General features: G+C 52.4%; 10 protein-coding genes. 6 read left to right on the top strand and 4 right to left on the bottom strand.

The features are described 5' to 3' along the window. Window positions 1-185: 185 nt before the first annotated feature. Entirely contained in the window at window positions 186-1,421 is a 1,236-nt protein-coding gene (locus tag KHQ09_RS10260) for an MFS transporter (RefSeq protein WP_213598093.1), read from the top strand. Window positions 1,422-1,497: 76 nt separating this feature from the next. On the opposite strand, the gene KHQ09_RS10265 is transcribed toward KHQ09_RS10260, so the two are convergent. Together KHQ09_RS10265 and cckA are read right to left on the bottom strand one after the other, a co-directional pair. Next, window positions 1,498-2,601, bottom strand: a complete 1,104-nt coding sequence (locus KHQ09_RS10265; RefSeq protein ID WP_213598095.1) for a branched-chain amino acid ABC transporter substrate-binding protein — start codon at window positions 2,599-2,601, stop codon at window positions 1,498-1,500. Window positions 2,602-2,716: 115 nt separating this feature from the next. Further along, entirely contained in the window at window positions 2,717-5,338 is a 2,622-nt protein-coding gene (gene cckA / locus KHQ09_RS10270) for a cell cycle histidine kinase CckA (protein WP_213598097.1), read from the bottom strand. A 551-nt stretch (window positions 5,339-5,889) separates the two neighbouring features. Here cckA and KHQ09_RS10275 point away from each other — a divergent pair. Continuing rightward, window positions 5,890-7,032, top strand: a complete 1,143-nt coding sequence (locus KHQ09_RS10275; RefSeq protein WP_213598099.1) for a flagellar biosynthetic protein FliO — start codon at window positions 5,890-5,892, stop codon at window positions 7,030-7,032. A 95-nt stretch (window positions 7,033-7,127) separates the two neighbouring features. On the opposite strand, the gene dksA is transcribed toward KHQ09_RS10275, so the two are convergent. Further along, window positions 7,128-7,544: an RNA polymerase-binding protein DksA gene (gene dksA, locus KHQ09_RS10280; RefSeq protein ID WP_022709440.1), complete on the bottom strand. Its 417-nt coding sequence runs from the start codon at window positions 7,542-7,544 to the stop codon at window positions 7,128-7,130. 475 nt (window positions 7,545-8,019) lie between these two features. Here dksA and KHQ09_RS10285 point away from each other — a divergent pair, with 475 nt between their 5' ends. The 4 genes from KHQ09_RS10285 to KHQ09_RS10300 all read left to right on the top strand — a co-directional run bounded on the left by KHQ09_RS10285 (window position 8,020) and on the right by KHQ09_RS10300 (window position 11,971). Continuing rightward, the gene (locus KHQ09_RS10285) at window positions 8,020-8,544 is read left to right on the top strand and encodes a SixA phosphatase family protein (protein ID WP_213598101.1); all 525 of its coding nucleotides are present in this window, start codon (window positions 8,020-8,022) and stop codon (window positions 8,542-8,544) included. Between the two features lie 172 nt (window positions 8,545-8,716). Further along, window positions 8,717-10,192 carry a YcjX family GTP-binding protein gene (locus KHQ09_RS10290; RefSeq protein WP_213598103.1) on the top strand — a complete coding sequence of 492 codons (1,476 nt, stop codon included), beginning with the start codon at window positions 8,717-8,719 and terminating at the stop codon, window positions 10,190-10,192. A 9-nt stretch (window positions 10,193-10,201) separates the two neighbouring features. Next, window positions 10,202-11,257 carry a YcjF family protein gene (locus KHQ09_RS10295; protein WP_213598105.1) on the top strand — a complete coding sequence of 352 codons (1,056 nt, stop codon included), beginning with the start codon at window positions 10,202-10,204 and terminating at the stop codon, window positions 11,255-11,257. Window positions 11,258-11,434: 177 nt separating this feature from the next. Next, complete coding sequence (locus KHQ09_RS10300; RefSeq protein WP_210307606.1) at window positions 11,435-11,971, top strand: hypothetical protein; 537 nt, start codon at window positions 11,435-11,437, stop codon at window positions 11,969-11,971. A gap of 151 nt (window positions 11,972-12,122) precedes the next feature. Here KHQ09_RS10300 and KHQ09_RS10305 read toward each other — a convergent pair whose 3' ends face one another. Next, window positions 12,123-12,788, bottom strand: coding sequence for an O-methyltransferase (locus KHQ09_RS10305; RefSeq protein ID WP_213598107.1), 666 nt, complete (start codon window positions 12,786-12,788; stop codon window positions 12,123-12,125). Between the last annotated feature and the right edge of the window lie 61 nt (window positions 12,789-12,849).

The raw sequence follows: 12,849 nt of genomic DNA on the forward strand, positions 1-12,849 counted from the left end.
GACAAAATTTCAGACGAGCCGCGTGTGTGGGAGGCACAAACGGATTTGGCTGAATTCCTCTTCAGGCCGGATCACGCCCTGAGCTTTTAAAATAAACACACATAATGAGAGTTGCCTCAGACACTTTCAATTTGTGTCCGCCCCCTATCAGAAACAGTTGCATATGCTGTTTCAGGAAAAATGAAATGACAGATTCCTCCCCTGCCATGGTTCTGGACGCCCCAGCTCTGGCCAATGCTGAAACGCTTGCTACAAGCGCAGATACAACAAATTTCAAACTGGTTTTGCTGGCACTGGCAATGGGTGGTTTTGCTATCGGCACCACCGAATTTGCGGCCATGTCCCTGCTACCTTATTTCTCCGCAGGCTTAGGTATTGATGAGCCAACCGCCGGTCATGTCATCAGCGCCTATGCGCTGGGTGTGGTCGTCGGCGCGCCAATCCTCGCTGTCTTCTTTGCCCGTATGTCACGCCGCACGCTGGCTATGGGGCTGATGGCTGTATTTGCCGTCGCCAATGTGCTCAGCGCTCTATCGCCATCCTATCACTGGATGCTGCTGTTTCGCTTTATGAGCGGCCTGCCGCATGGCGCATATTTTGGTGTGGCCGCACTGATGGCCGCCTCACTGGTGCCGATGAACCGACGCGCATGGGCTGTTGGCCGTGTGATGCTCGGCCTGTCTATCGCAACCGTGATCGGTGTGCCTTTTGCCACATGGCTCGGGCAGCATCTCGGCTGGCGCTGGGGTTTCGGCGTTACCGGCATTCTGGCCACGCTCACATTCCTGATGATTATGGCTTTTGCCCCGAAAGACCCGCCACGCCCCGGTGCCACGCCACTGCGTGAACTGGCCGCTTTGAAAAACCGCCAGGTCTGGCTGACACTCGGCATTGGTGCTGTCGGCTTCGGTGGTCTGTTTGCAGTCTATTCCTATATTGCCTCAACGCTTTTGGAAGTCACCGGCGTTGCGCCCTATTGGGTTCCGGTTGTGCTGACTGTTTTCGGTGCGGGTATGACCTGCGGCACGCTGATTGGCTCATGGGGCGCTGACCGTGCACTCATGCCGACTGCCGGTATTCTGCTGCTGTCAAATGCAATCTTTCTGGCAATCTTCCCGTTCGTGGTGATGAATGTCTGGATTTTGACTGCGCTGGTCTTCCTGATCGGCTGTACCGGTGGCCTCGGCACCGTGCTGCAAACCCGTTTGATGGATGTGGCGCAGGATGCTCAGACCCTTGCCGCAGCGCTTAATCACAGTGCCTTCAACGTTGCCAATGCCCTTGGCCCATGGCTGGCTGGCATGTCCATTGCCGCAGGCTATGGCTTTGCCTCTTCCGGTTTTGTTGGCTGTGCACTGGCGCTGGGTGGTCTCATCATCTGGGCAATTGCCCTGTGGGATGCACGCCGCAGCGGCACTTGAGACATAAAATATAACCAATAAAAAAGCCGGTAGAACGATGGTTCTGCCGGCTTTCTCTTTAGCTCAATAGATCTGATTAATTGGCAACGATTTTGCCGTCTTCCCATTTATAGACCACGAAGGTCGGGGAAGTCAGGTCGCCGTTTTTGTCATAGCTCAGATCACCGATAATGGTTTTTGCTTCAAGACCATCATGCAGTGCCTTGGCAACCGCAGCTGCATCATCAGCTTTACCGACTTTTTCGATACCGGCTTTAAGAACCTGAACAGCAGCATAACCATTCAGTGTGAACACTTCCGGCGCAATATTCTTGGCCTTCAGCGCGTCCACAGCTTCAGCAGCAGCCGGATTCTGCGTCACATCAACAGCATTGGTGAACAGTGTGCCTGCACCGGTTTCACCGGCAATCGCCCAATATTCAGTATTGGACAGGCCTTCACCACCGATCAGCAGCAGTTTCACGCCCTGATCCGAAAGCTGACGGGACAGAAGACCGGCTTCCGGATGATAGCCACCGAAATACAGCACTTCCACGCCGCTGTTTTTGATCTTGCTCACCAGTGCGCTGAGATCTTTTTCACCCGGTGTCAGGGATTCATACAGAACCTCTTTCACACCGGCCTTGTTCAGGCTGTCTTTGAAGCTGTCTGCAAGACCCTGACCGTAAGGGGCTTTATCGTGCAGAACACCGACTTTTTTGTCAGCCAGATTTTTTGCCACATATTCAGCAGCAACAACGGCCTGCTGGTCGTCACGGCCGCAGGTACGGAAAACATTTTCCAGACCGCGATTTGTCAGGTTAGGTGAAGTTGCTGTCGGTGTTACCATAACCACACCGGCTTCAGCCAGCGCATCGGAAACGGCCATAGCGGAACCGGAGGTCACAGGACCAACAACAAATTTAACGCCATCACCGATCAGCTGGTTGGCGCCGGAAACACCCTGTTTCGGATCTGCCGCATCATCAACAAGCTTCAGAACGACTTTCTCACCAAGAATACCGCCGTTTTTATTGATATTTTCTACAGCGGTTTCGGCACCGTTTTTCACCTGAATACCATAGGCAGCCACGCTGCCGGTAACCGGTGCGATCAAACCAATGGTGATATCAGCCTGAGCCTGGGAAGCAAACGCAAGTGTTGCAGCAAAGGCTACTCCGGATAATAAAGACAGACGCATTTCTTCCTCCAATACAGTCCCCATCGGGACAGTTAAAACATAAGCCCCGTATGCGCTTAAAGTTGCGCACCGGTTCAACCTCGCCCCCCGCCTGTCCCAATAACTGGTCAGACACTCAGTCTTCTTTCTCCAGCATCTCCTTCACAGCGGTTGCCAGCTGCTTCAGGGAAAACGGCTTCGGAAGGAACCCGAATTGAGCATCTTCAGGCAGATTCTTTGCAAAAGCATCTTCAGCATAGCCTGAAACGAAAATAAACTTAATGTTTGGATAGGATTTGCGCAACTCTCTTAACAGCGTAGGACCATCCATTTCCGGCATAACCACATCGGAAACGATAATATCGACCTTGCCTTCCAGTTCTTCCAGCACTTCCAGCGCCTCAACGCCGGATGAAGCTTCATGAACTGTGTAACCTCTGGTCTGCAATGCGCGGACACCGCCCATACGCACCGCATCCTCATCCTCAACCAGCAGCACGGTTGCGGAACCGGACAGATCAGCCTGTTTTTCTGCTTTCTTTTCAACGGCAGCAGGCTTTTTGGCGACCACAGCCTGCTCATCAGGCTGCCCATTGGCATCCAGCACAACCGATGCTTTTTCTTCAATGAAACGCGGCAGATAGATACGGAAAATCGTGCCTTTACCCAGTGTCGAGTCACAGAAAATGAAGCCACCGGTCTGTTTGATAATGCCATAGACCATCGACAGACCGAGACCTGTACCCTTGCCTACTTCTTTAGTCGTAAAGAATGGCTCGAAAATCTTGGCAAGAATATCCGACGGAATACCTGTGCCCGAATCTTCAACTTCATAGAGCACATAATCGGCCTGCGGTAATTCGCGATAGCCAAGCGCAACAGTCTCGGCTTCTTCAACATTGCGGGTGCGGATTGTAATCGTACCGCCATCCGGCATCGCATCACGGGCATTGACCACGAGATTCACGGCAACCTGCTCAAACTGGCCAAGATCGGCTTTCACCGGCCAGAGATCACGGCCATGCTCAATTTTCAGCGCAATATCCGTACCGACGAGGCGTGCCAGCAACATACGCAGGTCAGCCAGAACATCGGTGAGATCAAGCACTTCAGGGCGCAAGGTCTGACGGCGCGAGAATGCCAGCAACTGGCGTACCAAAGATGCGGCACGGTTAGCGTTCTGCTTGATATTCATAATATCAGGGAATGACGGGTCAGACGCGCGATGATTGCTCAGCAGCAAATCCGACGACATGATAATGGCAGTGAGTACGTTGTTGAAGTCATGGGCAATACCGCCTGCAAGCTGGCCGACAGCCTGCATTTTCTGGCTCTGCGCCATCTGGCCTTCCAGCGCCTTCTGCTCTGTGGTCTCCACCGCAGAAACAATCGCTGCTTCTTCTATCGCCTCGCCGCCAATGTCGGACACCGGACTGACATAGAAACGGATATGACGTTCATCATTGCCAGGCAAAACCGTATCAATCGGCGAAATCGTCGCCTGCCCCGCAAAGGCGGATGCCAGTGCACGGGAAATCGTCTCACGGTCACGCGGATGCACCACGCTTTCCAGAGAAATCTGTTTGTCCAGCGTATCACGATCCACGTCAGAGCCGAAAATATCCAAAAAACGTGCATTGGTCGAAAGGATACGGCCATTCACATCCACCGAAGCAATCGCCATCGGTGCGGAATTGAAGAAACGGGTAAAGCGCACTTCGGCGGAACGCTGTGCAGCGGAGGAATCATTGCCCTCGGCGCGGTTCAGCACAATGGTGCGGCTGGTGCCGCGCGAACCGTCACGCGGCTGCTGCACACGGTGATAAAAGCGCACAGCAAGGCTCTGGCCGTTGCTTTTTGTCAAATCAAGATCAATCACCGTATTGCGGCTGGAACCCGGATCGGCACGAACCGCATTAATCAGCGACATGCCGTTACCGGCAACAATATCCTGCAAGGTCAGTGAACCGGCCGTGAATTTGGTGAGATCAATCCCCAGCCATTCAGCCAGTGTGGCATTGATATAAATGATGCGGCCTTGCGCATCAGCTGAGAAAAATCCGGCAGGCGCATGATCCAGATGGTCGATTGCTTCCTGCAAATCCTGAAAGAACCGCTCCTGCTCAGCACGCTCTTCCGAAATATCGGTAATCTGCCACGCAAACAAAGGTCCTGCGGTTTCGCTGAGCGGATTGGTCTGCGGTGCAATCACCGGCCGTGCTTTCACACGATACCACGCCGCAGCTTCCATCCCCTTCGGCGAGGCACCCGTAAGACGGATTTCTTCCTGTGCGGCCAGACCATCACGCACAGCATTATTCAGGCGATAAACCGCTTCAAGCGCCGAAGGCTCTCCGGCCAGCACAGCATCAAGCGTCGGCAATTCTGCCGCATTATCCGCACCCATCATCTGCGCATAGGCCTGATTGGCATAGACAATATGCCCTTTGGCATCGGTGATTACCGTACCTTCAGGCATCGAATCCAGTAGTGTATCGACCACATCGTCATGATCTTCACGCGGACTGAACTGGATCAGGCCGGTTGCCCAGCCGATCAGGCAGAAAACACCCATAATCGACAGCAGACCGAGCAGGATCAGCAAAAAGGCATCACCCAATTGTTCACGGAACACAAAATATAATCCCGCTACGGCAATCAGCAAAATACCCAGCGTCAGCAATCTGAGTGCAGCGGGGTTTTTCTTGGCAGGAGCAGTGGATTTCGGAAAAGAATGCGTCCGTGATGGCTGAGACATAAGCCCCATTATCCCTTTTCTTGCGCCGTAACATCGGCGGTTCAGCAGATCCGTCGCTGATGCGTCGTCCGCAATTTCGGGCATCGGCCTATCGGATCAGGCTTGTGATATCAGGCCTGAACAATTCTGATAAAGCGTAGCCTTATGAGGTTTTTCAGAATTATGCTTTAGAGTATTTCACAGTCAAATGGAATTATCTCATAGTGCCATTATTGCCTGCACAGTCTTCACAAGCCATTAATTCCGGACTGTTTTCTTGTTAAATTGCGAATTTTAAAGACATAATTACTAATTATGACGGGCGTCAGTCACGGGCATTTTCAAGCCGATAAATATGTTTTAAAGTTTCATTCAGCTTAAAGATTTACTTTCCGGGCAATATGCGTTTTTACAAATGCAGATTATGTTCCGATTTTTTACAGGATACCGGTTTCAAGCGCCCGTTACGGCCTGAAAACCGTGTTGAAAAACAAGCCGATTATGCAATTTGTCTGATTATGCGTTTATGAAACGCTACAGAAATTGCATGATTCTTATAAGGACGATTAAATATGATGGATTGGCTGAGCGGGCTGGTGGGCGAAAATACAGCTCATATAATCAGCTTTATCGGGCTTTTTGCACTGTTTCTGGCAGGTGTTTTTGTTGTTTTTGCTGCTATCAAGCGCATGACAGCCGGAACCTATGTGACCAAAAACCATGATGCGGCTCCGCGCCTGACCGTAACTGATGCCGCCGCCGTTGACGGCCAGCGCCGTCTGGTACTGGTGCGCCGCGATGATGTGGAGCACCTGATCCTGATCGGCGGACCATCCGATATTGTGATTGAGCAGAATATTACCCGCCATCAGCGCAATCAGCCTGAACAGGCAACGCCCCGCGCCCGTCCGCAGGAAGAACTGGCACCGGTTGCTGCAGCAATCGTTGCTGCACCTGCTGCCCCGCAAATCTCTGCGGCGATTGCAACACCGGAACTCAATATTGCTCCGGCTGATATTATCTCAGCCGTACCGACCTATAAGCCGGAAGCAGAAGCTACACCTGCACAACAGCCGCGCCCTGCGGCTGCCGCTGCTGCGCAAACACCTGTTGCCGCGCCAAGTCAGCCTTTGCAAACCCATGCCCAGCAGGTAGCGGCTGCCGCCCGCCAGCAACAGCAGCGTCAGGCTCCGGTTGCGCGTCCGGCAGAAACAGCGCCAAAGCTGCATCCGGTTTATCCGCTGGGTCAGGTTTCACGCGGTGTGGTTGCAGCAACATCCGGTCTGGCCGCCGCAAGCAATGCAGCGCAGCAGGAACTAATTGCCGCTGCCAAGCGTGATAATCGCAGCGCCTCACCTTCGCTTGATGATGTGCGTCCGGGTCCTGATGCAAAAACCGCAGAAGGCACACCTCTGGTCTTGCAACGGGCAACTCCGCAAATCGCTCGTCCGGCACAGCAGGAACCATCCTTCAGTGCCGCGCCTGCTCCGGCAGCCAAGCCTGCAGCGCAGCCGAATTTTGAGCTTGATCTTGAAAGCGCGGTTGCAGATGCCCTGTCGGATAAGGACTTGTCATCCGACAATGAAATTTCCTTTGAAGATTTGCTCTCGTCCGAAATGGAACAGCATTTCGCAAGCACGGAAAAAGCGGAGCCTGCTGAAAAACCGCAATCGAGTTTGCCAGCCGGAATGCTTGATATTTCTCCGCGCAAATAAGCTCCGAAAAACAGATAATAAAAAAAACGCAGCGCCCTCCAGCACTGCGTTTTTTAATTTCTCGCGAGTATGTGCGAAGCACAAAACCCTATAATTTAGTCGTCGCGATAAACTTTTTCACGACGTTCGTGACGTTCCTGCGCTTCGATCGACAAAGTAGCAATCGGACGGGCATCCAGTCGCTTAAGGTTGATCGGGTCGCCGGTTTCCTCACAAAAACCATAGGTTCCTTCATCAATACGAAGCAAAGCCGCATCAATTTTGGAGATTAGCTTACGCTGGCGGTCACGGGCACGCAGCTCGATAGACCGATCCGTTTCTGATGAGGCCCTGTCAGCCAGATCAGGATGATTAGCATTTTCACGCTGCAATGCTTCCAGCGTTTCGCGTGCTTCACGCAAAATGTCATTCTTCCAAGCGATTAGCTTGGCACGGAAATATGACTTCTGCCGTTCATTCATGAACGGTTCGTCATCCGTGGGCTTGTAGTTAAGGTCGATTAATTCACTCATTTTGAATCACCCCACACCTAGGAGACGAAGCGCCTTATAGGTCTATAAGCGACACGATACAACCTGAAAAAAACAGCTCCTCAAGTATTTTCAACCTGCACCTGAAAAAATAGCCGCATTATCCTAAAGTCATATAAGCAGATATCTGCAAATTTTAAAATCGAAGATACGGCATCAACTTAAGTATAACAAAATTTTCACATGACACTATTTTAAAATATCAATGTATAAAAACAAAACCCTAAAAATTAACGATACAATTACTCAATATTATATCATGATTTACAGAATTTTCGTTATCGCAACCTCCGGATAAATTTCTGCTTTGATATATTCCCCTCTCAATCCGGCAATAACTTCAAAAACAATACGCTGCTGACATAACAAACAAGTTACAGAAAATCAGCTTTTTACCCTTGTTTTCAGTCTGTTCAGCACACTATCTTTTCGGTGCAAAACCTGCAAAATTGCTCCCATGCGCACAATCTTATTCCTTCGCCATGCCCAAGCCGTTCTGCCTGACAGCAGCGGAAAAGATTTTGACCGGCGCCTGAATGCGGCCGGTGAGACCGATGCTGAAAATCAGGCAAAGCGCCTGATCAATGCAGGTATTCTGCCCGATTTTATCCTCTGTTCTCCGGCATCACGCACGAGGCAGACGGCAGATATTTTCAAAACCGCCCTCGCCAATGCACATCCAGCACATCCGGTCACGTTACAGGAAGCCCCTTCGCTCTATCGTGCAAATGCCGCCGGTTACATTCAGGAAATCCGCAGTCAGGTACCGAATACATCCCGATGCGCCCTGATTGTCGGACACAATCCGAGCATTGAAGATTGCGCATTACTGTTTGCGCGTAGCAGCCATCAATTTGAACAGCGGATCGGCTATGGCTTCCCAACAGCCGGACTGGCTGAAATTAAAACGCAGGCAGATTTTTCAGCCTTCTCTCCTGAAAATGCACAACTGACAGCCCTTTACCTTCCGCATGAAGATTAAGGTCTTAAAGGCTGTTTATAAAACATAATTGTCCGTGATAATGCGGATATAAATCAGCATAATAGTTTAACACCCTGCAATTACGGATTTCACATCTTATATTCAGAGAACTGCGTTAAACACCAGAGCGTATTGCGCTTAGCGAATATCAACAGTCTTTACGGGGGCATCTTTGGCCAGACTGACCACTTTAACGGATGAAGCCAAAATTGCTTTTGATACATTGATGGAGCGCACCGGCAGCTTGGTAACACCATCACTGCGCCTCGGTGTGACAGGTCTTTCCCGTGCCGGTAAAACCGTTTTCATCACCTCACTGGTGCATAATCTGGTACAGGGCGGACGCCTGCCCTTGTTTGATGCCTATGCATCCGGCCGCATAGCCCGCGCCTATCTCCAGCCGCAGCCGGATGATGCCGTCCCGCGTTTCCAATATGAAGATCATCTGGCAGCCTTGGTAAAAGACCGTATCTGGCCGGATTCCACCCGTGCAATCTCTGAGCTGCGTTTGACCATTGAATATCAATCGGCCTCTTCATGGGGGCGCATGCTCTCTGCGGGCAAGCTGTCGATTGATATTGTCGATTATCCGGGGGAATGGCTGCTCGATCTACCCCTGCTTGGTAAAAGCTACGCCGAATTTTCCCGCGATTCCTTTGCGCTCGCCAATGAGACAGCACATCTCGGCTTTGCCGGAGACTGGTTGCGGGAAGCTGCAACTGCTGATGCACTGGCTCCTGCTGATGAAATGACGGCGCAACGGCTGGCTCGCAGTTTCACCGATTATCTGCGTGCAGGTAAATCTGACGAACAGGCATTATCTACCCTGCCACCGGGGCGTTTTCTGATGCCCGGTGATCTGGAAGGCTCTCCGGCTCTCACCTTTGCGCCTTTGCCCGATCTGCCTGAAGGCAGTTTCAAAACCGGCTCGCTGGCGGCGATGATGGAGCGGCGTTATGAATCCTATAAAACCCATGTGGTGAAACCATTCTTCCGCGAGCATATTGCCCGTCTTGACCGTCAGATTGTGCTGGTTGATGCAATGCAGGCGATCAATGCCGGTGGCGCTGCCGTGCGCGATCTGGAGCGCGCACTCACCGAAATCCTCGCCTGTTTCCGTTCTGGGCGCTCCAATATTTTCACCGGTCTGATCCAGAAACGTATCGGCCGTATTCTTATTGCTGCGACCAAAGCCGATCATCTGCATCATGAAAGCCATAACCGGCTTGAAGCCATCGTGCGCAGACTGGTTGATCGTGCCGCCAAAAATGCGGACATGTCCGGCGCTGAGATTGATGTTCTGGCCATGGCCGCGGTGCGCGCCACCCGCGAAGCGACAGTCAACCAGAATGGTGATACATTACCGGTCATCGTCGGCACCCCGCTAAAGGGCGAAGTGATCGACGGTGAAGTCTTTGACGGCGAAACGGAAACTGCGATTTTTCCGGGTGATCTGCCGCACAATGTGCAGGCAATTTTTGACCAGCCGGAATTGTCGCCACGTGATCGTGCGCATGAAGCACCGATCCGCTTTGTCCGTTTCAGACCACCAGCAATTAAAGCGGATCTGGATGGTATTCATCTCTCGCTGCCGCATATCCGCCTTGACCGCGCCATGCAGTTTCTGCTCGGCGACCGGCTGGCATAAGGAGCAGTCATGTCGGAAAAGCCAAGAAAACCCACGAGCTTTAGCGTAGACCTACAGGCCGATAACAGTCAGCCGCAGGTGCCGCGCAAACCGGTTGCCATCCGCGACCTGTCCGCAGTCACAGCAGAGCCGGTCGATGTGTTCGAGCAGGAGGCGATTGATGCCGGTGCGCAACTGACCCCGCCGCCTGCAAGTCTCCTCAAGCGGCGCTTTACTCTGCGCAGTGTGTTTTTCACTGCACTGGGTCTGTTACTCAGTTTTGCTGTCGGCATCTGGACGGAGGATCTGATCCGCGCCATGTTCAGCCGTGCCGACTGGCTCGGCTGGCTCACATTCGGCGTTGCACTCATCGCCCTTGCCTCACTGATTGCACTGGTGGTGCGCGAAGGACTGGCATTGCGCCGCCTCTCCGCAGTGCAGGAACTACGTTTTGCAGCAGCAGAGGCCACCGAGCGCAATGATGCGGAGAAAGCCCGCAAAGTCACAGACAGATTGCTGGAAGTCGCAGCCTGCCTGCCGCAAACCGCACGCGGACGCACGACATTAGAGGCATTGCGCGGCGATATTATCGACGGACGCGATCTTATCCGCATTACCGAGCGGGAAATTCTGCACCCGCTGGATCGTGAAGCGCGGATGCTGATCCTCAACGCCGCGAAACGCGTTTCTATCGTCACAGCCGTCAGCCCGCGCGCTTTAGTGGATATTGCCTATGTGATCTTCGAATCATCGCGGCTGATCCGCCGCCTCTCTGAGCTTTATGGCTGCCGTCCGGGTTCTTTAGGCTTTTTGCGGCTTGCCCGCAGTGTGATTGCCCATCTGGCGATTACCGGCACCATCGCCATGGGTGACAGCGTGGTTCAGCAATTGCTGGGTCAGGGTCTGGCCTCGCGCCTCTCGGCCAAACTCGGTGAAGGTGTGATAAACGGCATGATGACCGCACGTATCGGCATTTCCGCCATGGATATTGTGCGCCCGCTGCCGTTTGATGCAGAAAAACGCCCGAATATCAGTGACTTTGTCAGCGATATCGTAAAAGCCACAACTCAGAAAAAACCACTCTGAAACCTGTTTATCCCTTGTTTTAATCATGCTAGAAACCAGCTGTTAACCATTCCGGCCGATTATAAGGGCTGGTTTTGGTATCTTGTTTGACAGCATTTCGCGCCCTGAAAAGTGATGATGCAAGTCCTGCAAAGAACTGAAAAGCCGCCCTCAAACTATCCGGAACAGAGTTCTGTTATGATTACACGTGCCACTGCCGCCTGCCTTATTTTATTCGCTTCTGCGGCCAGCACTGTTTCTGCGCACGCATCGGATAAGGATGAAGCTTTCTTCCGCAATGTCGAAGGTCAGTGGAGCGGCCCCGGTGAAGTTGTTGCCGGTAAATATAAAGGCACAAAATTCGTCTGCAATCTCTCCGGCACCACACCTGATGGCAGCATCGGCATGACGCTCGACGGCACCTGCCGCGTCGGCGTCTTCTCGCAGCCGATGAAAGCAACCGTAGTGCGTACCGGCAAAAGCTATAGCGGCACCTTCAATGACGGTGCAGAAGGCAAAGGCCTGAATGTGACTTCCGGTTCGGTCAATGGCAACCGCGTAGTGCTGTCACTGGCACGCAAGCAGCTCAACGGCGCGATGCTGGCACGCGTCACCGACCAGAACACCATGAATGTTACCGTATCTGTCAAAGTTGAAGATACAATGGTGCCGGTTGTCGGCATGAGCCTGAAACGCGTTGACGGCGGCACCGTCAGCAGCATTGCTCGAAATTAAAGCATTTCCAGCAAAAGTGCGAAGCGGTTTTACGAGGATAATGCGTAAAAACAAAAAAGACAGAGCAGTTCCTACAATTCAGTGATAACTGGAACAGCTCTGAAAAACAGCCCCGACAGTTTTACTCTCGGGGCATTTTTATATCAGGAACTCACTTCACAATCGCCAGCGTAAAACCGTCCCAGCCTTTGGAACCTACGGTTTGCAAAGCTGTTGCCTCAAGACGCGGCTCGGCCGCCATCATATCAAAAAACCGTCGGACACCGATCACATTGGCATCTTCCGATTGCGGATCAGTCACAGCACCGTTGCGCACGACATTATCGCCGATAATGACTGTTCCTTTGCGGGAAAGTTTCAGCGCCCATTCCAGATAGAACGGATTATTGGGCTTATCGGCATCGATAAAAATCAGATCAAACGGCGCACGATCCTGTAATTGCGGCAAGGTTTCCGCTGCCGCACCAATCAGAATTTCGACCCTATCCGCAACACCGGCGGCATCAATATTCTGCTGTGCGATTTCGGCATGCTTTGCGGAATATTCCAGCGTAACCACCTTGCCGCCCTCAGGCAGCGCCCGCGCCAGCCAAATTGTGCTGTAGCCACCGAGAGTACCGATCTCCAGCACATGTCTGGCACCGCACATTTGTGCAAACAGATTAAGCAGTTTGCCCTGATTGGCCGCCACATCATGGTTCGGCAGCCCTGCATCCGCATTGCGCTGCAACACGACATCCATAGCAGGATCTTCCGCAATCAGCTTCTCAGCCATATAGGCATCAACCCGTTTCCACTGATCTTCAGACTGGTACATAATCACTCCTGATTTTTTGAGCTGATTGGTACCATGCCGTAAAGACAGCAGAATGACAGTA

This window comes from Pseudochrobactrum algeriensis, assembly GCF_018436245.1.
In the GTDB taxonomy this organism is placed as follows: Bacteria; Pseudomonadota; Alphaproteobacteria; order Rhizobiales; family Rhizobiaceae; genus Pseudochrobactrum; species Pseudochrobactrum saccharolyticum.